This is a genomic window from Streptomyces sp. NPDC049585 (assembly GCF_040675615.1).
In the GTDB taxonomy this organism is placed as follows: Bacteria; Actinomycetota; Actinomycetes; order Streptomycetales; family Streptomycetaceae; genus Streptomyces; species Streptomyces luteosporeus.
In genome coordinates, this window is the sequence record NZ_JBFAPE010000001.1 from 428,914 (window position 1) to 450,464 (window position 21,551).

At 71.4% G+C, this 21,551-nt stretch carries 19 protein-coding genes; 12 read left to right on the forward strand and 7 right to left on the reverse strand.

Features of this window, described 5'->3' with window-relative positions:
• The first annotated feature begins 206 nt into the window (after positions 1 to 206).
• Positions 207 to 1,859: a glycoside hydrolase family 18 protein gene (locus AB0K17_RS02030; RefSeq protein ID WP_365981782.1), complete on the forward strand. Its 1,653-nt coding sequence runs from the start codon at positions 207 to 209 to the stop codon at positions 1,857 to 1,859.
• Between the two features lie 251 nt (positions 1,860 to 2,110).
• On the opposite strand, the gene AB0K17_RS02035 is transcribed toward AB0K17_RS02030, so the two are convergent.
• Positions 2,111 to 2,947, reverse strand: a complete 837-nt coding sequence (locus AB0K17_RS02035) for a serine protease (protein ID WP_365981783.1) — start codon at positions 2,945 to 2,947, stop codon at positions 2,111 to 2,113.
• A gap of 227 nt (positions 2,948 to 3,174) precedes the next feature.
• On the opposite strand from AB0K17_RS02035, the gene AB0K17_RS02040 reads away from it, so the two are divergent.
• The 6 genes from AB0K17_RS02040 to AB0K17_RS02065 all read left to right on the forward strand — a co-directional run bounded on the left by AB0K17_RS02040 (position 3,175) and on the right by AB0K17_RS02065 (position 10,022).
• Positions 3,175 to 4,515: a M14 family metallopeptidase gene (locus AB0K17_RS02040; RefSeq protein WP_365981784.1), complete on the forward strand. Its 1,341-nt coding sequence runs from the start codon at positions 3,175 to 3,177 to the stop codon at positions 4,513 to 4,515.
• 158 nt (positions 4,516 to 4,673) lie between these two features.
• Positions 4,674 to 5,252: a hypothetical protein gene (locus AB0K17_RS02045; protein WP_365966824.1), complete on the forward strand. Its 579-nt coding sequence runs from the start codon at positions 4,674 to 4,676 to the stop codon at positions 5,250 to 5,252.
• Between the two features lie 82 nt (positions 5,253 to 5,334).
• Entirely contained in the window at positions 5,335 to 6,618 is a 1,284-nt protein-coding gene (locus AB0K17_RS02050; protein WP_365981829.1) for an alanine racemase, read from the forward strand.
• A 56-nt stretch (positions 6,619 to 6,674) separates the two neighbouring features.
• A complete protein-coding gene (locus AB0K17_RS02055) occupies positions 6,675 to 8,276 on the forward strand; it encodes a D-aminoacylase (RefSeq protein WP_365981785.1) in 1,602 nt (533 codons plus the stop codon).
• Between the two features lie 84 nt (positions 8,277 to 8,360).
• The gene (locus AB0K17_RS02060; RefSeq protein ID WP_365966826.1) at positions 8,361 to 9,569 is read left to right on the forward strand and encodes a pyridoxal phosphate-dependent aminotransferase; all 1,209 of its coding nucleotides are present in this window, start codon (positions 8,361 to 8,363) and stop codon (positions 9,567 to 9,569) included.
• Positions 9,570 to 9,635: 66 nt separating this feature from the next.
• Positions 9,636 to 10,022, forward strand: a complete 387-nt coding sequence (locus tag AB0K17_RS02065) for a hypothetical protein (RefSeq protein WP_365966827.1) — start codon at positions 9,636 to 9,638, stop codon at positions 10,020 to 10,022.
• Between the two features lie 85 nt (positions 10,023 to 10,107).
• Here AB0K17_RS02065 and AB0K17_RS02070 read toward each other — a convergent pair whose 3' ends face one another.
• Positions 10,108 to 11,928: a phosphoenolpyruvate carboxykinase (GTP) gene (locus AB0K17_RS02070; protein ID WP_365966828.1), complete on the reverse strand. Its 1,821-nt coding sequence runs from the start codon at positions 11,926 to 11,928 to the stop codon at positions 10,108 to 10,110.
• A 276-nt stretch (positions 11,929 to 12,204) separates the two neighbouring features.
• On the opposite strand from AB0K17_RS02070, the gene AB0K17_RS02075 reads away from it, so the two are divergent.
• Both AB0K17_RS02075 and AB0K17_RS02080 read left to right on the forward strand, forming a co-directional pair.
• Positions 12,205 to 12,945: a hemolysin III family protein gene (locus AB0K17_RS02075; RefSeq protein ID WP_365981786.1), complete on the forward strand. Its 741-nt coding sequence runs from the start codon at positions 12,205 to 12,207 to the stop codon at positions 12,943 to 12,945.
• A 296-nt stretch (positions 12,946 to 13,241) separates the two neighbouring features.
• Positions 13,242 to 13,883 carry a TetR family transcriptional regulator gene (locus AB0K17_RS02080; protein WP_365981787.1) on the forward strand — a complete coding sequence of 214 codons (642 nt, stop codon included), beginning with the start codon at positions 13,242 to 13,244 and terminating at the stop codon, positions 13,881 to 13,883.
• 129 nt (positions 13,884 to 14,012) lie between these two features.
• Here AB0K17_RS02080 and AB0K17_RS02085 read toward each other — a convergent pair whose 3' ends face one another.
• The 3 genes from AB0K17_RS02085 to mca all read right to left on the reverse strand — a co-directional run bounded on the left by AB0K17_RS02085 (position 14,013) and on the right by mca (position 17,257).
• A complete protein-coding gene (locus AB0K17_RS02085) occupies positions 14,013 to 16,049 on the reverse strand; it encodes a thioredoxin domain-containing protein (RefSeq protein WP_365981788.1) in 2,037 nt (678 codons plus the stop codon).
• Between the two features lie 115 nt (positions 16,050 to 16,164).
• Positions 16,165 to 16,383 carry a hypothetical protein gene (locus AB0K17_RS02090; RefSeq protein ID WP_365966832.1) on the reverse strand — a complete coding sequence of 73 codons (219 nt, stop codon included), beginning with the start codon at positions 16,381 to 16,383 and terminating at the stop codon, positions 16,165 to 16,167.
• 4 nt (positions 16,384 to 16,387) lie between these two features.
• A complete protein-coding gene (gene mca / locus AB0K17_RS02095) occupies positions 16,388 to 17,257 on the reverse strand; it encodes a mycothiol conjugate amidase Mca (RefSeq protein WP_344439916.1) in 870 nt (289 codons plus the stop codon).
• Between the two features lie 123 nt (positions 17,258 to 17,380).
• Here mca and AB0K17_RS02100 point away from each other — a divergent pair, with 123 nt between their 5' ends.
• Positions 17,381 to 17,797 (forward strand): DUF4307 domain-containing protein, encoded by a 417-nt coding sequence (locus tag AB0K17_RS02100; RefSeq protein WP_365966833.1) that lies wholly within the window; start codon positions 17,381 to 17,383, stop codon positions 17,795 to 17,797.
• 211 nt (positions 17,798 to 18,008) lie between these two features.
• The gene (gene greA, locus AB0K17_RS02105; protein WP_365966834.1) at positions 18,009 to 18,506 is read left to right on the forward strand and encodes a transcription elongation factor GreA; all 498 of its coding nucleotides are present in this window, start codon (positions 18,009 to 18,011) and stop codon (positions 18,504 to 18,506) included.
• A 283-nt stretch (positions 18,507 to 18,789) separates the two neighbouring features.
• Here greA and AB0K17_RS02110 read toward each other — a convergent pair whose 3' ends face one another.
• Positions 18,790 to 19,668: an ABC transporter permease gene (locus tag AB0K17_RS02110; RefSeq protein ID WP_365981789.1), complete on the reverse strand. Its 879-nt coding sequence runs from the start codon at positions 19,666 to 19,668 to the stop codon at positions 18,790 to 18,792.
• Positions 19,665 to 20,648, reverse strand: coding sequence for an ATP-binding cassette domain-containing protein (locus AB0K17_RS02115; protein ID WP_365966836.1), 984 nt, complete (start codon positions 20,646 to 20,648; stop codon positions 19,665 to 19,667). Before AB0K17_RS02115 ends, AB0K17_RS02110 begins: the two co-directional genes overlap by 4 nt.
• A gap of 347 nt (positions 20,649 to 20,995) precedes the next feature.
• On the opposite strand from AB0K17_RS02115, the gene AB0K17_RS02120 reads away from it, so the two are divergent.
• Entirely contained in the window at positions 20,996 to 21,499 is a 504-nt protein-coding gene (locus AB0K17_RS02120) for a MarR family transcriptional regulator (RefSeq protein ID WP_365966837.1), read from the forward strand.
• Positions 21,500 to 21,551: the final 52 nt, after the last annotated feature.

Genomic DNA, 21,551 nt, shown 5'->3' on the forward strand with positions numbered 1-21,551 from the left:
GTTCTTCGAGGTTTGCCCCACCCGTCGGTGGTCGGGCGCCCGGCCCCTTGACGGGCGGATTGGTCTGAACCATCCTCCACGCCACGGACGGTCGTCGCCGCACCCCCCTCACATCCCCGCACGACCGTCCGGCCCCCGCCTCAACTCCCTTCCCACCGGAGGCAGTAGTGCATCGCATCGGCAGTCACAGACGTCCCTCGCGCCGCTTGCGCGGCGCCCTGGCCGCCGCGTCCCTCGCCCTGGCCGGCCTCGGCGCCGTGGGCGCACCGGCCGCGCACGCCGACGCCAACCTCGTCCGCAACCCCGGTTTCGAGTCGGGCCTGTCCGGCTGGTCCTGTACGGACGACAGCGGCACCACCACCGGCTCCCCCGTCCACTCCGGTACGGCCGCGCTGCACGCCGCGCCGTCGGCCTCGGGCAACGCCCGCTGCGCGCAGACGGTGAGCGTGCAGCCCAACTCCTCGTACACGCTCAGCGCCTGGGTGCAGGGCAGTTACGTGTACCTGGGCGCGAGCGGCACCGGCACCACGGACGTCTCCGCCTGGACACCGGCCGCGACCGACTGGCAGCAGCTGACCACGAGCTTCACGACCGGTCCCACGACCACCTCCGTCACCGTCCACACCCACGGCTGGTACGGGCAGCCGGCCTACACGGCCGACGACATCGTGCTCACCGGCCCCGGCGGCGGCGATCCCGGGCCGGGCGTCCCCGACGCCCCCGCAGGGCTGGCGGCCGGGGCGGTCACCGCCTCCTCCGTCGCCCTGTCGTGGAACACCGTCCCCGGTGCGACCGGCTACACCGTCTACCAGGACGGCGCCAGGGCGCTGTCGGTGACCGGCACCTCCGCCACCGTCACCGGCCTGGCCGCGGCCACCGCGTACCGCTTCCAGGTCACGGCCACCGGCCCCGGCGGCGAGTCGGCGAAGTCGGCCGCGGTCACCGCGACGACCTCCGGCGGCAGCGGCGGCACGCCCGGCGTGCCCAGGCACGCGGTCACCGGCTACTGGCAGAACTTCGACAACGGCGCGACCGTGCAGCGGATCTCCGACGTGCCGGCCGCGTACGACATCATCGCCGTCGCCTTCGCGGACGCCACGACCACGCCCGGCGCGGTCACCTTCGCCCTCGACCCGGCGCTGCACTACACCGAGGCGCAGTTCAGGGCCGACATCGCGGCCAAGCAGGCGGCGGGCCGGTCGGTGGTGATCTCGGTGGGCGGCGAGCGCGGCACCGTCTCGGTCAACGACGCCGCCTCGGCGGCGAACTTCGCCGACAGCGTGTACGCACTGATGCAGAAGTACGGCTTCAACGGTGTCGACATCGACCTGGAGAACGGGCTGAACCCGACCTACATGACGCAGGCGCTGCGCGCGCTGTCCGCCAAGGCGGGCGGCAAGCTGGTGATCACCATGGCGCCGCAGACGATCGACATGCAGTCGCCGTCCTCCGCCTACTTCCGCACCGCGCTGAACATCAAGGACATCCTGACGGTCGTCAACACGCAGTACTACAACTCCGGCTCGATGAACGGCTGCGACGGCAAGGTCTACGCACAGGGCTCCGTCGACTTCCTCACGGCGCTGGCCTGCATCCAGCTGGAGGGGGGCCTGGCACCCTCGCAGGTCGGCCTCGGCGTGCCCGCCTCGCCGCGCGGCGCGGGCAGCGGCTACGTGGCGCCCTCGGTGGTCAACAGCGCCCTGGACTGCCTGGCCACGGGGACGGGCTGCGGATCCTTCAAGCCCGCCCGTACGTATCCGGACATCCGCGGTGCGATGACCTGGTCGACGAACTGGGATGCGAGCGCCGGCAACGCCTGGTCCGGCGCGGTGGGCCCGCACGTGCACGGGCTGCCGTAGCCCGGCGGGTCTGCGTCACGCGGCCACCGCGGTGCCCCGAAGGGGGCGCGGGGCGTTGTCGATGTGCGGCTGCCGCCGCGTGGGCGCGACAAGCCACGACGCGCCCGCACAGGGAGTACCGGGGCTGCGCCCGGCCCCCCCGGGGTAGCACGTCGACTGCACGCCGTCGGTGGCCGATCGCGCAGTTCCCCGCGCCCCTGATGGGGCGCCCGGTGCCGGTCCGGCGGGTGCGCCGGACCGGCACCGCCGTCTCACGGCCTGGGCAGCGTGCAGCCGGGGAGGTCGAGGTCGACCTTGTTGCCGGCGGCTATGCACTTGGTGATGCCGTACGTCTCCTGGGCGTAGTTGATGCCCTGGCGGACGGTGACGTTGCCGTTCTCGTCGACCTCGCACGGGTTGTTCTCCGTGCAGCGCTCACCGTTCTCGTTGCCGGTGTTGTTGATGGCCACGACCTTGCCGGTCGCCGTGTCGACGACGGGCGAGCCGGAGGTGCCGCCGATGGTGTTGCAGGAGGGGGTGTAGCGCAGCGAGTCCTTCCAGGTCCAGTCGCCCTCGCGGAGCTCGTGGACGAAGCCGTCGACGTTGCAGGAGTAAATGCGCTTCCAGTAGCCGGAGACGACCTTGATGGAGGTGCCGGTGGTGGGGTGGTCACCGGAGAGGGCCAGCGCGCTGATGCCGTACCGCTGCTTGATGCTCGCGTACGTGGTGTTCAGCTGGTAGAGGGTGACATCGGTGTCGGTCATCGTGGCGTACGAGACCTTGACGGCACGCAGCGTGGCAACCTTGCCCGCGGTGGAGTTCAGCAGACTGAAGGTACGGCTGGAGGGCTGGTCGGTGATGACCTCGCCCGGGCCCGGCATCCCCGTCTCCAGACAGTGGCCGTTGGTCATGACGAGAGCGGGGTCGCCGTCGGCCGAGTTCGGCATGCGCACCAGCGAACCCGAGCAGTTGCTGAGCGCCACGGTGCCGGCGAAGTCGACGGCTTTGGCGGGCGGCTTGGGCGTCTGCGCCGTGGCGGTGCCCGTGCCGGCGACGGTGGCACCGGCGAGCAGGAGCGTGCCGAGTGCGCCGGCGAGAGGTCGTCTCATGGGGGGTGGTCCTCTCCGAATGCGGTCCGAACCGAGTTTTGACATGTGCATTGTTGGGGCTGGTGATACCACCCGGCAATCAACCGGTCTGAAGAGATGGAGAAGTTGGCTTGTTTCCCCCGGGCCGGATGGTTGACCTGCTCATGTCATTCCTCGAACACTGGAAAAGGTCCGTACCGGACCGAACCCCCCTCACTCGTCGCACGGACGCCCCTGCAGGAGGCAGCATGCGACCGCACGCCCCCCACTCCCCCACCCGCAGGCGCTACGGCAGATGGGCCGGTGCCGCCACCGCCGCCCTGCTCACCCTCGCCCTGGCCGCACCCGCGTCGTCCCACTCCACCACGGACCCCACGACGCACGCCTACGAGGTCACCGGGCCGCGCACCGCCGCCCAGCGCACCGCGATCGCCCGGACCGGCGTCGCCATCGACGCCGTGCGCGACCGCTCCGTCGTCATCACCGCCGACGCCGCCCGCGCCGAGCGCGTACGGCAACTGGGCTACTCCGTAAAGGAACTGCCCGGCCCGCCCGACCGCAGCGGCGGGCGCACCGCGACCCCGTACGACTTCCCGCCCGAGGACGCGAAGTACCACAACTACGCCGAGGCCACGGCGGAGATCGACGCGGACGTCGCCGCCCACCCGAACCTCATGAGCAAGCAGGTCATCGGAAAGTCCTACGAGGGCCGGGACATCGTTGCCGTCAAGGTCACCAACAACGCGACCCGCACGACCCCCACCGGTGCGGCCAAGCCCGAGGTGCTCTTCACCCACCACCAGCACGCCCGCGAGCACCTGACCGTCGAGATGGCGCTGTACCTGCTCAAGGAGTTCGGCACCCAGTACGGCAAGGACGCACGGGTGACGAAGATGCTCGACAGCCGCGTGGTGTGGATCGTGCCCGACCTCAACCCCGACGGCGGCGAGTACGACATCGCCACCGGCTCGTACCGCAGCTGGCGCAAGAACCGTCAGCCGAACGCCGGTTCCAACAGCCGCGGCACCGACCTCAACCGCAACTGGGACTACAAGTGGGGCTGCTGCGGCGGCTCCTCCGGCAGCCCCGGCTCGGAGACCTACCGCGGCCGCGCCGCCGAGTCGGCACCCGAGGTCAAGGTCGTCGCGGACTTCGTGCGCAGCCGCGTCGTCGGCGGCAAGCAGCAGATCAAGGCCGCCATCGACTTCCACACCTACAGCGAGCTGGTGCTGTGGCCGTTCGGCTGGACGTACGACGACACCGCGCCCGGCATGACGCAGGACGACCGCGACGCCTTCGCCACGGTCGGCAGGTCCATGGCCGCGAGCAACGGCTACAAGCCCGAGCAGTCCAGCGACCTGTACATCACCGACGGGTCGATCGACGACTGGCTGTGGGGCGCCCAGAAGGTCTTCGCCTACACCTTCGAGATGTATCCGGACGAAAGCGGCGCCGGCGGCGGTTTCTACCCGCCCGACGAGGTCATCGACCGCGAGACGGCACGCAACCGGGAGGCCGTGCTGCAGCTGCTGGAGAACGCGGACTGCATGTACCGCTCGATCGGCAAGGCGGCGCAGTACTGCAGCTGACGCCCGCCCGGCGCCGGTCCGCGACGACCGGCGCCGGGGACGGCGATCACGCTTTGATCGTGCGCGATCACAATTGGATCTTGACGGTCCCCCTGAGGTAGAACTCGACGTCGATCGAACATGATCAAGAAAAGCTCTTCATACGAGGGAAGTTCCTCATGCTCCGCACGCGTTCCGCCCGGCGCGCCATCGGTACCGTCGCACTCCTCGCCGCCCTCGGCGGCAGCCTGACCGCCTGCGGGCCCGAGGAGGAGGACAACGCGGAGGGCACGTCGTCGAGCGCCACCTCCTCCGGTCAGCAGGCGCAGAACCCCAAGGGCGACCACGGCCACTCCGGCCACGGCGGACAGGCCGGCGAGGGCGACTGCGGCAAGCCGCCCACGCTGCCGGCCGGCACCAGGATGATCCAGGTCGGCCTGCACCGCGACGCCGGTGCCATCGAGGCCATGGACGCCAAGCCCAAGTGCACGCCCAACGACTGGATCTACCACGGCGAGGGTGACTCCAAGGGCTACAAGATCCCCGCCGACGTCAAGGGCGAACTGGCCCTCAGCGCCGGCCCCGGCCAGTACAAGGCGGTCAACCGCGAGGAGCTCTCCAAGCACATCGACGGCTGCCTGCGCAACGACTACAACGTTGTCAAGCAGCCCTACGCCTGCTACGGCAACATCTACGAGATCACGCTGAACGACAAGGGCGACACCGTCCTGTCGATGCGCGAGCGCTGGTCCGTCTGACGGACGCCACGGGGACCTTTCCGGAACATTGCGTACCGTTGACGCACTGCACGTGAGACAACGGGAGGTCCCCTTGGCCGCCATAGCCGCCGACGCCGTAGCCCGCCTCGCCGACGAACGGCTGGACCACCGCTTCAAGGGCCTGCCGCCCGACGCCGACGGCACGACGGCCGGCGAGCTGGCCGCCGAACGGCGCTCGCTGTTCACCGGGGGCTTCACCACCCCCGTCCTCACCCTCTCCGCCGAGGCCCTCGACCACAACCTCGCCGTCATGGAGCGCTACGCCGGCGAACACGACCTCGCCTTCGCCCCGCACGGCAAGACGACCATGGCCCCGCAGCTCTTCGCCCGCCAGCTCGAACGCGGCGCCTGGGGCATCACCGCGGCCACCCCCGCCCAGGCACGCGTCTACCGCGCCTTCGGCGTGAGCCGCATCTTCCTCGCCAACGAGGTCGTCGACGCGGCCGCCCTGCGCTGGCTCGCCGGCGAGCTCGCCGCCGACCCCGACTTCCGGCTCGTCACCTACGTCGACTCCCTGCGCGGCGTCGAACTCATGGACGCCGCCCTGACCGCGGCCGGCACCACGCGCCCCCTCGACGTCGTCCTCGAACTCGGCTCCGACGGCGCCCGCACCGGCCTGCGCACCGAGGCCGCATGCGAAGCCGTCGCCGCGGCGGTCGCCGCCACCGACACCCTGCGCCTGGTCGGCGTCGCCGGCTACGAAGCGGAGATCCCCGACGCGGACGGCGCCACCGTACGGGCGTGGCTGCACCGCCTCACGGGCCTCGCTGTCGCCCTCGACAAGGCCGGCCGCTTCGCCGGCCTCGACGAGATCGTCGTCAGCGCGGGCGGCAGCTCGTGGTTCGACGCGGTCGCCGAGGTCTTCGCGGAGCTGCCGCAGCTGTCCGCACCGGTGCTCAAGCTGCTGCGCTCCGGTGCGTACGTCACGCACGACGACGGGCAGTACCGCACGAAGACCCCCTTCAACCGCCTCCCCGAACCGACGGGCGGCGCCCTGCGCCCGGCCCTCCACGTCTGGACCCAGGTCGTCTCCCGCCCCGAGGCGGGCCGCGCCTACCTCAACGCGGGCAAGCGCGACGTCTCCTACGATCTCGGCCTGCCCGAGCCCCAGCTCGTCCGCTCGGCCCGCGACGGTTCCCTGCGGGTGGCGCAGGGGCTGACGGTGCTGCGCCTCGCGGACCAGCACGCGTTCGTGGAGGTGGCGCCGGACGCCACTCCCCTGGAGGTCGGCGACTGGGTGGCCCTGGGCATCTCGCACCCGTGCACGGTGTTCGAGAAGTGGCCGATGATTCCGGTGGTGGAGGAGGACGGCACGGTTTCGGCGTTGGTCCGCACGTTCTTCTGACGGCTCCGCCCGGGGTCCGGGGGCGAAGCCCCCGGAAAGGGGGAACAACCCCCACCGTGGACACCGTCATACGCAACGCCCTCGTCGTCGACGGCACCGGCCGCACCGCCCCCTACCCCGCCGACGTCGGCATCAGCCGGGGCCGGATCGCCGAGGTCCATCGCCCCGGCACCGGCCCCCGCCCCTCCGCCCGCCGCATCCTCGACGCCACCGGCCTCGCCCTCGCCCCCGGTTTCATCGACATGCACGCCCACAGCGACCTGGCCCTCCTCACCGACCCCGCCCACGTGGCAAAGGTCGCCCAGGGCGTGACCTTGGAGGTCCTCGGCCAGGACGGCCTGTCGTACGCCCCCGTCGACGACGCCGTCGCGGACGGCATCCGTACCCAGATCGCCGGCTGGAACGGCGGCGGCGAGCACGCCGGCTGGCCGAGCGTCGGTGCGTACCTGCAACGCCTGGACCGCGGCATCGCCGTCGACGCCGCCTATCTCCTCCCGCACGGCACCCTGCGCGCCCTCGTCGTCGGCTGGGAGGACCGTCCTCCTTCCCCTGCCGAACTGGCCAGGATGAAGCACCTGGTCGCCCGCGGCATGGCGCAGGGCGCGATGGGCCTGTCGGCGGGGCTGACGTACGCGCCGGGCATGTACGCCGACGACACGGAGCTCGTCGAGTTGTGCCGCGTCGTGGCGGCGTACGGCGGCTACTACTGCCCGCATCACCGTTCGTACGGTGCCGGCGCGCTCGCTTCGTACGCGCGGACGCTGGCCGTCGCCCGGGAGGCCGGGTGTCCGCTGCACCTGGCGCACGCGGTGATGAACTTCCCCGTCAACGCCGGCCGCGCCCCCGAGCTCCTCGCGCTGATCGACTCGGCCCTCGCGGACGGCGTGGACGTCTCGCTCGACACGTACCCCTATACGCCCGGCTGCACGACGCTCGCCTCCCTCCTCCCCGGCTGGGCGGGTGCCGGCGGTCCGGAGGCGGTGGTGGCGCGGTTGCGCGACGAGGGGGCGGCGGCCCGGATCCGGTACGCCCTGGAGGTGTCGGGATCGGACGGCTGCCACGGGCTGCCCGTGGACTGGGACACGGTCGAGATCTCGGGCGTGGCCGACGCCCGCCATGCGCGGTACGCGGGCCGGACGGTCTCCGGTGCGGCCCGGGCGGCCGGGCAGGAGCCGTGGGCCTTCGCACGGCGGCTGCTGATCGACGACCGCCTGGGCCCGACGATCCTGCATCACGTGGGCGACGAGAGGAACGTCCGTACGATCATGCGGCACCGCGTGCACACCGGCGGCAGCGACGGCATCCTGCACGGCGCCAAGCCGCACCCGCGCGCCTATGGCACATTTCCGCACTACCTCGGCCGCTACGTCCGTGAGCTGGGCGTCCTCTCCCTGCAGGAGTGCGTGGCGCATCTCACGTCCCGTCCGGCGGCCCGGCTGGGGCTGACGGACCGGGGCCTCGTACGGGAGGGATACCGCGCGGATCTTGTTCTCTTCGATCCAAGGACCGTGGCCGCCGGTGCCACTTTCGAAGCCCCGCGGACGCTTCCGACCGGCATTCCTTATGTCCTGATTGCGGGACGCTTTGTGATGGAAGACGGTCGCCGGACGGACGTGCTCGCGGGCCGCGCGGTGCGGCATCCCCGGACCCGGAGCTGACGCCTCCGCGGGCGGGACGGGTGGGGCGAAAGTCGCAGGAGAAACCGCGGGCGACCCGGGCGGCGGGCCCGTATGGTGGCCGTCATGCAGGTGATCCAGTCAAGCAAGCTCGCCAACGTCTGCTACGAAATCCGTGGCCCGGTGCTCGAGGAGGCCATGCGGCTGGAGGCGGCAGGTCACCGCATCCTCAAGCTCAACACCGGCAACCCGGCGATCTTCGGCTTCGAGTGCCCGCCGGAGATCCTCGAGGACATGCTGCGCAACGTCGGCAGCGCCCACGGGTACGGCGACGCCAAGGGTCTGCTCGCCGCGCGGCGCGCGGTGGTGCAGCACTACGAGACCAAGGGCATCGAGCTGACCGTCGAGGACGTCTACCTCGGCAACGGCGTCTCCGAGCTGATCCAGATGTCGATGCAGGCGCTGCTGGACGACGGCGACGAGGTACTGGTCCCGGCCCCGGACTACCCGCTGTGGACGGCGTCGGTGTCGCTGGCCGGCGGCAAGGCCGTGCACTACCGCTGCGACGAGCAGGCGGACTGGATGCCGGACCTGGCCGACATCGAGAGCAAGGTGACCGACCGCACCAAGGCGCTGGTCATCATCAACCCCAACAACCCCACGGGTGCGGTCTACGACGAGGAGATGCTGCGCGGGCTGACGGAGATCGCCCGCCGCCACAACCTCATCGTCTGCTCCGACGAGATCTACGACAAGATCCTCTACGACGGCGTCACGCACACGCCGACCGCCGCCCTCGCCCCCGACCTGCTGACGCTGACCTTCAACGGCCTGTCCAAGGCGTACCGGGTCGCCGGCTACCGCAGCGGCTGGCTGGCGGTCTGCGGCCCGAAGGCCCACGCCGACAGCTACATCGAGGGCCTGACGATCCTGGCGAACATGCGGCTGTGCGCCAACATGCCCGCCCAGTACGCGGTGGCCACGGCCCTCGGCGGCCGGCAGACGATCAACGACCTGGTGCTGCCGGGCGGCCGGCTGCTGGAGCAGCGCGACGTCGCGCACGAGCTGCTGACGCAGATCCCGGGCGTGACGTGCGTGAAGCCGAAGGGTGCGCTGTACGCCTTCCCGCGCCTGGACCCCAAGGTCTACAAGATCAAGGACGACCGGCAGATGGTGCTGGACCTGCTGCGGGCCGAGAAGATCATGGTCGTGCACGGGACGGGCTTCAACTGGCCGGAGCCGGACCACTTCCGCCTGGTCACGCTGCCGAACGCCAAGGATCTGGCGGACGCGGTGACCCGGATCGGGAACTTCCTGGACGGCTACGGACAATGATGCGGATGCCAATTTAGACGCTGTCTAAGTTAGGATGGCCTTCAGAAGTAGTTCAGGAGGCCATCCATGTACGAGCCGACCCGCACCAGACACGCGGTCCGCGCGCACGGGCCCCACCGCAGCCGCGCGGAAGAACTGGACAACCGCCTGGCCGGCCACTTCACCGCCCTGCTCACGGTGACCGACGAGCTGCGCGCCCTGGAGCCGTCACCGGCGCTGGACGAGGCGGCGGCGCGGCTGACCGCGGAGGTCGAGCGGCTGAGCGACCACCACCCGTTGCGGGCCGAGCCGACGGCGGGCCTGGCCACGCGGTCGGCCCTGCACCAGCGCGCCCACATGCTGGCCGGCCAGGCCCTGGTCGTCGCCACCCAGCGGGCGGACACCCGCGCCACGACCCTGGCGGCCGCCCGCCTGCACGCCCACGCGAATGCCCTGGGCCTGCCCACCCCTTAGAGGGTGTCCGACGAAAAACGCCGGACGGGCCGACACGCCTCGGCCCGTCCGGCGGGGTCGGGGACGGCCGTCCCCGCACGGGGTCTCAGCCCAGGCGCTGCACGAGGGCCCGGTACTCGTCCCACAGCTCCTTCGGCGTGTGGTCGCCGAAGGTCTCCAGGTGCTGGGGCACCAGCGCGGCCTCCTCGCGCCAGACCTCGCGGTCGACGGTGAGCAGCAGGTCGAGGTCGGCGTCGGCGATGTCGAGGCCGTCGGTGTCCAGGGCCTCCTTCGTCGGCAGGATGCCGATGGGGGTCTCGACGCCGTCCGCCTTGCCGTCGAGACGCTCGACGATCCACTTCAGCACGCGGCTGTTCTCGCCGAAGCCGGGCCACACGAAGCGGCCGTCGGCGTCCTTGCGGAACCAGTTGACGTAGTAGATCTTGGGCAGCTTCGCCTCGTCGCGGCCCTGTCCCGTGCGGACCCAGTGACCCATGTAGTCGCCCATGTTGTAGCCGCAGAACGGCAGCATGGCGAAGGGGTCGCGGCGCAGCTCGCCGACCTTGCCCTCGGCGGCGGCGGTCTTCTCGGAGGCGACGTTGGCGCCGAGGAAGACGCCGTGCTGCCAGTCGAAGGACTCGGTCACCAGCGGAACGGCGCTGGCCCGGCGGCCGCCGAAGAGGATCGCGGAGATCGGGACGCCCTTGGGGTCCTCCCACTCGGGGGCGATGATCGGGCACTGCGAGGCGGGGACGGTGAAGCGGGCGTTGGGGTGGGCGGCGGGGGTGCCGGAGGCCGGCGTCCAGTCGTTGCCCTTCCAGTCGGTCAGGTGGGCGGGGGACTCCTCGGTCATGCCCTCCCACCACACGTCGCCGTCGTCGGTGAGGGCGACGTTGGTGAAGACGGCGTTGCCCCAGAGGGTCTTCATGGCGTTGGCGTTGGTGTGCTCGCCGGTGCCCGGGGCGACGCCGAAGAAGCCGGCCTCGGGGTTGATGGCGTAGAGGCGGCCGTCCTCGCCGAAGCGCATCCAGGCGATGTCGTCGCCGATGGTCTCCACCGTCCAGCCGGAGACGGTGGGCTCCAGCATGGCGAGGTTGGTCTTGCCGCAGGCGGACGGGAAGGCGGCGGCGACGTACTTGGCCTCACCGGTGGGCGGCGTGAGCTTGAGGATGAGCATGTGCTCGGCGAGCCAGCCCTCGTCGCGGGCCATGACCGAGGCGATGCGCAGGGCGTAGCACTTCTTGCCGAGCAGGGCGTTGCCGCCGTAGCCGGAGCCGTAGGACCAGATCTCGCGGTCCTCGGGGAAGTGCGAGATGTACTTGGTGGAGTTGCACGGCCAGGGCACGTCCGCCTCGCCCTCGGCGAGCGGTGCGCCGAGGGTGTGGACGGCCTTGACGAAGAAGCCGTCGTCGCCGAGCTCGTCGAGGACGGGCTGCCCCATGCGGGTCATGGTGCGCATCGAGACGGCGACGTAGGCGGAGTCGGTGATCTCGACGCCGATGGCGGAGAGCGGCGAGCCGAGGGGGCCCATGCAGAAGGGGACGACGTACATGGTGCGGCCACGCATGGAGCCGCGGAAGATGCCCTGCTCACCCGCGAAGATCTCCCGCATCTCGGCGGGGGCCTTCCAGTGGTTGGTGGGGCCCGCGTCCTCCTCCTTCTCGGAGCAGATGAAGGTGCGGTCCTCGACGCGCGCCACGTCCGTGGGGTCGGAGGCGGCGTAGTAGGAGTTGGGGCGCTTGACCGGGTCGAGCTTGCGGAAGGTGCCCTTGGCGACGAGCTCCTCGCACAGACGCTCGTACTCGGCCTCGGATCCGTCGCACCACACGATGCGGTCGGGCTGGGTGAGAGCGGCGATCTCGTCGACCCAGGCGATGAGCTCCTGGTGGTTGGTGGGTGTGGTGGGAGCCGCACTGCTGCGCGCCACGATCACTCCGTTCCGCCGGAACCCGCTGTCCGGCGTCAGATGTTGAGGGTGGTCGCGGGCCCTCGTCGTCAGCCAGGGACGTCCGGGTCCGCCTTTGCACTTGTGTTGCCCCTTGGGGGCTGCGACCCAGACGCTCTCGTGTGTTCGCTCATCCGGTGCCGCCCGCACTCATTTGATCATCCGACCTCTCATCCGATCTGTCCAGGGGGCGCCCGGGTGACCATCGCCACCCGGTACTGATCCGTAACCTACGGTGGCGTAGGTAGCATGACCGCCATGACTCCCGCGCCCGACGCAGCGCTGCCCGCGCACTCCGCTTCCGCCGGGGCGGCCACCGCCGCACCGATCACCGCCCCTGCCGCCGACGACAGCGCCTCCCCGCCGGTCAAACCCCGGCTGCGCGGCTGGCTGCACGCGGGCATGTTCCCCGCGGTGCTGGTCTCCGGCGTCTTCCTGACCGCGCTCGCCGACAGCACCCGCGGCCGGATCGCCTGCGCGGTCTACATGCTGACCGCCTGTCTGCTCTTCGGCATCAGCGCGCTGTACCACCGCGGCAACTGGAGCCCGCGGGCGACGGCCGTGCTGCGCCGCCTCGACCACGCGAACATCTTCCTGATCATTGCCGGCACCTATACCCCGCTGACCATGCTGCTGATCCCCGGCAGCCGGGGGCAGCTGCTGCTGTGGGCCGTGTGGGCCGCCGCCCTCGCCGGGATAGCCTTCCGCGTCTTCTGGGTCGGCGCGCCCCGCTGGCTGTACACCCCCTGCTACATCGCGATGGGCTGGGCCGCCGTCTTCTTCCTCCCGGACTTCCTGCGCAAGGGCGGCATCGCCGTGCTCGTCCTGGTGGTCGTCGGCGGCCTGCTCTACTCCGCGGGCGGCGTCATCTACGGGATCAAGCGCCCCAACCCGTCACCGCGGTGGTTCGGTTTCCACGAGGTCTTCCACTCGCTGACGCTGGCCGCGTTCATCACGCACTACGTCGGCATCTCCCTGGTGGCCTATTCGCACGCGTGACCGCAGCACGCCCGACGGCAGGCGGGTGGACGAGCCCCTGCGCAGTGGCCGCGGCCTGGAGGCCGCGGCCACGCGCCAGGTCAGGCCGCCGACGCCGGCCACCACCACGACGAGCACGGCCGCCTCTCCGCCGAGCACGAAGCCCACGAGGCACAGCACGGCGACCACCAAAGCACCCAAGAACACGACGAACCCCCTCCGGTCGAACCGACCGTTCACCTGCCCCGTACTCAGGGTCACATGCACCACTGACAATCAGGGTCCCGTCAATGCGGCGGCCCGGCGAGAATGCCTGCATGGCCTCTGCACAGACCTCCCCCGCCGTACCGCGCGGCACCACCGTGCCCCGGCTCGGCCTGCGCGAGCGCAAGAAGATCCGGACCCGGCAGGCGATCCGCCGGGCCGCCTACCGGCTCTTCGCCGAGCACGGGTACGACGCCACGCCCGTCGACCGGATCGCCGAGGCCGCGGACGTCTCCCCCAGCACCGTCTTCCGCTACTTCCCCACCAAGGAAGACATCGTGCTCACCGACGAGTACGACGAGATGCTGGCGGCCGCCGTACGGGCACGGCCGGCCGGCGAGCCGCCACTGGAGTCCGTCCACCGGGCCGTGCTGGACGTCCTGGGCCACATCGTGGAACACGACCCCGCCGAACTGCGCCAGCGCACCGCCCTCGTGCACGAGGTGCCGGCACTGCGCGGCCGGACGGCCGAGTGCCTGGCGGAATCGGGCCGCGCACTGTGCGCCGTCCTCGCCGGGCGCACCGGGCGCCCCGCCGACGACCTGGAGCTGCGCGTGATGGTCGCGGCCGTGCTGGGGGCGCTGCAGGAGACGATGATGCACTGGATCGAGAGGGGCCGGGAGGGCACCGAAGCGGACCTGCTGCCGCTGGCCGACCGCGCGTTGCGCCTGCTGGCGGGCGGCTTGCGGCTGTAACGGCGCCCCATAGGGGCGCGGGGCAGTGCCGATATGCGGCTGCCGCCGCGTGGGCGCGATCGGCCACCGACGGCCCGCAGTCGAACGTCTGCAGACGCGTCGTGGCTTGTCGCGCAGTTCCCCGCGCCCCTACGGGGCGCTACGGCCCAGCTGCCCCTCCAGCACCTTCGGGTCCGCCGTCGGCGCGTCGCAGGTGAAGTTGCGGCACACGTACGCCGCCGGGCGGCCGTTCAGCAGGGGGCGGTCGGCCAGCAGCGGTACCTCGTCGGCATCCGGTTCGCCGGCGGCCACGACCAGGCCGGGTGCGGTCGACAGCAGGGCGGTGCGGTGCAGCGCGCGGGTGGCCGGGTCGTCCGGCGGGCCGACGACGGCGACCTCGCGCGGCCCGTCGAGGAGCGCCTCGGCGACCGCCAGGCCCCAGCTGATGAAGCGCGGGGCCCGGCCGGCGAGGGTGCGCACGACGCCCAGGGCCTTCTCCGCCGCCTCGCGGTGCGCCGTGGTGCCGGTGACGGCGGCGTACGTCAGCAGGGCGCCGGCGGCCGCGGTCCAGCCGGAGGGCGCCGCGTTGTCGGTCGGGTCCTGGGGCCGGCGGATGAGGGACTCGGCGTCGTCGGCAGTGTCGTGGAAGGTGCCGTCGGCGGCGGTGAAGTGGGTGAGCACGGTGTCGAGGAGCAGCCCGGCGAACTCCGTCCACACGCCCTCGCCGGTCACGGCGGCCAGGGCGAGGAAGCCCTCGGCGACGTCGGCGTAGTCCTCCAGGACGCCCGCGTTGCGGCCGGCGGTGCCGGCGAGGGAGGTGCGGGCGAGTCGCCCGTTCCAGTCCATGTGGACGCGCACCAGCAGGTCGGCGGCATCGGTGGCGGCCTCGACGAGGTCCGGGCGGTCGAAGTAGGCGCCGGTCTCGGCGAGCGCCGCGATGGTCAGGCCGTTCCAGGCCGCCACGATCTTGTCGTCGCGCCCGGGCCGGGGGCGCCGGTCCCGGGCGGCCAGCAGTCGCTGCCGTACGGAGGCGAGCCGCCCGGCGTCGAGGAGCTGCTCGGTGTCGGGCAGGCGCAGCACGGAGGCGCCCTCCTCGAAGGTGCCCTCCTCGGTGACGCCGAAGTGCTCGGCCGCGAGGGCCGCGTCCTGCTCGCCGAGGGCCTCGCTCAGCTGCTGCGGCGTCCACACGTAGTACGCGCCCTCGCGGTGGTGACCCGAGCCGTCGTCGCTGTCGGCGTCGAGTGCGGAGGCGAAGCCGCCCTCGTCGGTGCGCAGCTCGCGCACCAGGAAGTCGGCCGTCTCCAGGGCGACCCGCCGTGCGAGCTCCGAGCCGGTGGCCCGCCACAGGTGGGCGTACGCCCGGCAGAGCAGGGCGTTGTCGTAGAGCATCTTCTCGAAGTGCGGGACGGTCCAGGTGGCGTCGACGGAGTAGCGGGAGAAGCCGCCGCCGAGCTGGTCGTAGATGCCGCCGCGGGCCATGGCCTCGCAGGTGGCCGCGGCCATCTCCAGGGCGCCCTCGGACCCGGTGCGCGCGTGGTGGCGCAGCAGGAACTCCAGCGTCATGGACGGCGGGAACTTGGGGGCGCCGCCGAAGCCGCCGTGGGACGCATCGAAGTCGCGGGTGAGGCCCATGAGGGCGGCGTGCAGGTCGTCGGGGCCGGGCGGACGGGTGGTGTCCACGGCGAGGGAGCGCTCGGAGAGGTCGCGCACGATCCGCTGCGCGACCTCGCCCACCTCCTCACGCCGGTCCTGCCAGGCGGCCCGGACGCCCTCGAGGACCTGCCGGAAGGAAGGCATGCCGTGGCGCGGGGCGGGCGGGAAGTAGGTGCCGAAGTAGAAGGGCTCGCCGTCGGGCGTCATGAAGACCGACATCGGCCAGCCGCCCTGCCCGGTGGCGGCCTGGACCGCCTCCATGTACACGGCGTCGATGTCGGGCCGCTCCTCCCGGTCGACCTTCACCGAGACGAAGTGCTCGTTCATGAACGCGGCGGTGGCCTCGTCCTCGAAGCTCTCGTGGGCGAGGACATGGCACCAGTGGCACGAGCTGTACCCGACGCTGAGGAAGACGGGCACGTCACGCCGGCGCGCCTCGGCGAACGCGTCGGGCGACCAGGGCCACCAGTCGACGGGATTGTCCGCGTGCTGGAGGAGGTAGGGGGACGTCTCGTGCGCGAGGCGGTTGGGCATGGGCCCATCCTTGCGCACGCCGGCGCCGCCCGTCGGCCGCCGCCTCGCCGTACGGCTGACGCGTCGGCCGTACGGGCGGCGGCCCGGCGGGCGGGGGAGGCGGGCGCGGGGGCGGCTAGGCCGCGGTCTTGCCGGCCTCGCCGGGGGTCTCCGGCGCCTCCTCGAAGTCCACGCGCTTCATGTGCTTGTTCATGCTCTTCATCAGCAGCCAGACGGCTCCGCCGATGACGGCGAAGACGATGAAGCCGAGCACACCCGGGGTGACCTTGTCCTGGTCGAGGTCCTGGGCGGCGAGCGGCAGCGTGGCGGCGAGGGAGGCGGTCGCGCTCATCATGGTGTCAATTGTTGCGGATGCCCGCGAAGAGGTCGTCCTCGGGGAGGGAAGTGTCCACGAGGGACTTCGCGAGCTCGTACTCCTCGGTGGGCCAGACCTCGCGCTGGAGGTCCAGCGGCACCCGGAACCAGCCGCCGTCGGGGTCGATCTGGGTGGCGTGGGCGATCAGGGCCTTGTCGCGGATCTCGAAGAAGTCGCCGCAGGGCACGAAGGTGGTCAGCGTGCGGTCGCGGCCCATGGTGTGCCAGCGCTCCAGCCACTCGCCGTAGGGCGACTCCATGCCGCGCTCGATCAGCGCGTCGTGCAGGGCCTGGGTGCGCTGCCGGTTGAAGCCCTGGTTGTAGTAGAGCTTCTGCGGCTGCCAGGGCTCGCCGGCCTCGGGGTAGCGCTCGGGGTCGCCCGCGGCCTCGAACGCCACCATCGAGATCTTGTGGGTCATGATGTGGTCGGGGTGCGGGTAGCCGCCGTTCTCGTCGTACGTGGTGATCACGTGCGGGCGGAACTGGCGGATCTTCTTCACGAGGCGGCCGGCGGCCTCCTCGACGTCCTGCAGGGCGAAGCAGCCCTCCGGCAGCGGGGGCAGCGGGTCGCCCTCGGGCAGGCCGGAGTCGACGAAGCCCAGCCACTCCTGCTTCACGCCCAGGATGTCGCGGGCCTCGGCCATCTCCTTGGCCCGTACCTCGTGGATGTTCGCCTCGATGTAGGGGTCGCCCTGGAGCTTGGGGTTGAGGATGGAGCCGCGCTCCCCACCCGTGCAGGTGACGACCAGCACGTCCACCCCCTCGGACACGTACTTGGCCATCGTGGCCGCGCCCTTGCTCGACTCGTCGTCGGGGTGGGCGTGAACGGCCATCATTCGCAGCTGCTCAGTCAAGGCTCGATCCTCAGTCACTGGTTCATGGCCCCTCCCATGGACATGCGGGGCGCCTCCTATAGTGACCGAAGCGGGCACCGTTTCATTCCGCGTTCATCAACCGGCGCCCAGGAGGGAACGATCATGGCAGCGGAGCACGACGCGCCGCCCGCCGGGCGCTACGGCCGGTCGGCGGACGAGCGGGCCGACCGCAAGCTCAGGATCGCCGCCTGGGTGCTGGGCGCCGCACTGGTCGGTTTCGTCGGCTGGGCGGGTGTGCATTACGTCACGAAGTCGGACGTCACGGGCCAGCTGCTGCGTTCGCAGACGGTTTCGGACACCTCCGTCCAGGTCGTGGTGGAGGTCCGCAAGGACGCGGACACGGTCGGCGTGTGCACCCTGTACTCCCTGGGCGCGGACGGCAGGGAGGTCGGCCGCAAGGATGTGACCTTCGACCGCCGTGCGGAGAACTACACCGAGCGGATCACGTTCCGCACCACGGAGCACGCGGCGGCCACGCAGCTGGAGGGCTGCCGCACCGCCTCCGGCCGCACCCGGTGACACCGGCCCGGCGCGTACTCCGGGTCACAGCCGCTGACCTGCACTGACGCGATTCTTGCGGCGTTCGCCCCGCTTACTCCTTCCCCCTTTCCGGACGTAATTGTTAGGCTCGTGGTTTCGCCCCGCTTTGAAGGTGCACCCTTCTGAGTAGGGCGTTCATTTGTATCGACATGTACACCCGGCATTCCCCCAGTACCGACGAGGAGCACCTGTGACCCAGACCAGCGACAACGTCACCTGGCTGACTCAGGAGGCGTACGACCAGCTCAAGGCCGAGCTGGAGTACCTGTCTGGTCCCGCTCGCACCGAGATCGCCGCAAAGATCGCGGCGGCCCGCGAGGAAGGTGACCTGCGAGAGAACGGCGGTTACCACGCGGCCAAGGAGGAGCAGGGCAAGCAGGAGCTCCGCGTGCGCCAGCTGACGCAGCTGCTCGAGTCCGCCAAGGTCGGCGAGGCCCCCGCGGCCGACGGTGTGGTCGCCCCCGGCATGGTCGTCACGATCGCCTTCGACGGCGACCCGGACGACACCCTGCAGTTCCTGCTGGCCTCCCGCGAGTACGCCAGCTCGGACATCGAGACCTACTCGCCCCAGTCCCCCCTGGGCACGGGCGTGAACGGCAAGAAGATCGGCGAGGACGCCGTGTACGAGCTGCCGAACGGCAAGAAGGCCGCCGTGCGCATCCTCGACGCCAAGCCGTACCAGGGCTGAGCCACCGCGCAGCACTGCGCGCCGGGCCCCGGCCGCTCCTTCGGGAGCGGCCGGGGCCTTTGGCATGTCTCATGCCGTCCCTTAGGGCGTGTCCGGCGGATCATGCAGTGCCCCGTCAGGGGCGCGGGGAACTGCGCGATCAGCCGGCGACGGCCCGCAGTCGACGCGCCGGGGGCTAAGCGCGGCACCCGATCTGCGGGCGCGTCGTGGCTTGTCGCGCAGTTCCCCGCGCCCCTGACGGGGCGCCGTGGTGGCTGCGTGACGAAGATCCGCCGGACACGCCCTAAGCCGTCGCCGAGCGGTACTTGCGTACCGCCAGCGTCCGGAAGACCACGACGATCAGCACCGACCACAGCAGTGACGCCCACACCGGGTGCTGCATGGGCCACGCGGCGGGCGTGCGGTAGTCCGGCGGCAGGTTGCCGAACAGCTCCCGCGCCGCCTGCACGGTGGCGCTGAAGGGGTTCCACTCGGCGACGGTCCGCAGCACGGTGGGCATGTTGTCCGCCGGTACGAAGGCGTTGGAGACGAAGGTCAGCGGGAAGAGCCAGATCAGGCCGCCGGAGGTGGCCGCCTCCGGGGTGCGCACCGACAGGCCGATCAGCGCGCCGATCCAGGAGAAGGCGTAGCCGAGCAGGAGCAGCAGCGCGAAGCCGGCGAGGGCGCGCAGGAGGCCGTTGTGGATGCGCCAGCCGACGATCACGGCGACGATCGCCAGGACGACGAGGGTCAGCGCGGTCTGCACGAGGTCGGCCAGGGTGCGACCGGTCAGGACGGCGCCGCGGGCCATGGGCAGGGAGCGGAAGCGGTCGATCAGGCCCTTGTGCATGTCGTCGGCGATGCCCGCGCCCGCGCCGGCGGTGGCGAAGGTGACGGTCTGGGCGAAGATGCCCGCCATCAGGTACTCGCGGTAGGTGCCCGGATCGGTGCTGCCGCCGACCGCGATCGAGCCGCCGAAGACGTAGCTGAACAGCACGACGAACATGATCGGTTGGACGAGGCCGAAGACCACGACCTCGGGGATCCGCAGCATGCGGATGAGGTTGCGGCGGGCGACGACGAGGGAGTCGCGCACGGACCCGAGGGGGCCGCCGCGGCCCACGGGGGCCGGCCGGCGGGCGAGGGCGGTGCCGGTGGTGCCCGTGGTGCCGGTGGTGCTCATCGTGCCGCCTCCTGGCGCGGTGCGGGGCCCTCCGCGATCTCCTCCGCCGCGTGCCCGGTGAGCGAGATGAACACGTCGTCCAGGGTCGGGCGGCGCAGGCCGATGTCGTCGATCTCGATGGCGCGGGCGTCCAGTTCGCGGATGATCTCGGCGAGCAGCCGGGCGCCGCCGGAGACCGGGACGGTGACCCTGCGGGTGTGCCGGTCGACGGTGGGCTCGCCCTCGCCGAAGGCGCGGACGACGTCGAGCGCGGGCTCCAGGTGGCCGGGCTCGTGCACCACCAGCTCCACGCGTTCGCCTCCGGTGCGGGCCTTGAGCTGGTCGGAGGTGCCCCGGGCGATGACCCGGCCGTGGTCGATCACGCAGATGTCGTGGGCGAGATGATCGGCCTCCTCCAGGTACTGCGTGGTCAGCAGCAGGGTCGTGCCGCCGGCGACGAGCTCCTGGACGACCTCCCACAGCTGCTGGCGGTTGCGCGGGTCCAGGCCGGTGGTGGGCTCGTCCATGAACATCACCGGCGGGCTGACGACGAGGGCGGCGGCCAGGTCCAGGCGCCGGCGCATGCCGCCGGAGTACGTGCGGGCGGGGCGGTCGGCGGCGTCGGTGAGGTGGAAGCGCTCCAGGAGCTCGACGGCGCGGGCCTTGGCGTCGCGGGCGCCGAGCTGGTAGAGCTGCCCGACCATCCGCAGGTTCTCACGTCCCGTCAAGTACTCGTCGACGGCGGCGAACTGGCCGGACAGCCCGATGGCGTGCCGGACCTCGTTGGGCTTCTTCAGGACGTCGATGCCGGCGACCACGGCCCGTCCGCGGTCGGGCCGGATGAGGGTGGTGAGGACGCGGACGGCGGTGGTCTTGCCGGCGCCGTTGGGGCCGAGCAGACCCAGCACGGTGCCTTCGGGAACGTCGAGGTCGACGCCGTCCAGAGCCCTGACGTCGCCGAAGGACTTGACCAGGCCTTCGGCATATATGGCACCTGTCATGGGTGTTCTCCCCGTTCGGGTGACGTAATGGTTGATTTTACGTTCGACATCCCCTTTCCGCCCTCTGAATGCATCCCCCCGCATATGACGCATATACCGTGCGCGATTTCCCTGTGCACCGGTTGCTGGTTCCTCGTGCGCGGGCGGGCCCCGTACCTGGGTGAATACGACGTTCCGGGTGGACGAACCCGGGCCTTCCGGGCGCCTCATACATACATACCGACCGGTTTGTGGAGCACTGGTACAAGCAGCCCGCAGGCCGCGTACCCTGTCGGCATTCTCTGCGAGCAATACCCCTGCACTTTGCACCTCGTCCCCTGCCCACCGCACGAAGTGAGCCCCAGGCCATGCCCACCTCTCAGGACATGACGACCGACCTCGCCCCCGGTGTCCTCGACGCCCTCCAGCACCAGGTGGCCGTCTTCGCCCGGCGCGCGGAACAGACGCGCCTCGGCGGCGTCGGCCGGGTCCACAACTCGATGGACCGCGCCGCCTACCTCCTGCTCAACCGCCTCGACCAGGAAGGCCCCATGGGCGTCAAGGCCCTCGCCGGGGGCATGGGCATCGACTCCTCGACGGTGACCCGCCAGGTGGCCCCGCTCGTCGACACCGGCCTGGTCAAGCGCACCTCGCACCCCGAGGACGGCCGGGCCGTGGTGCTGCAGCTCTCCCCGCGCGGCAAGGCCCGCCTGGAGGAGGTGCGCACCTCGCGGCGCGAGCTGATGGGCCTGGTCACCGCCGACTGGTCGGAGGACGAGCGCGCCGTCTTCTGCTCGCTGCTCACCCGCTTCAACACCGCCCTGTCCCACATCCACTTCGGGCAGCCCGCACAGGTGCCGCCCGCCTCCTGACCCCGTCGCGCCCGGGCCCTTGACCGCCCCGCGCACCTGCCGTGTCCTGGGA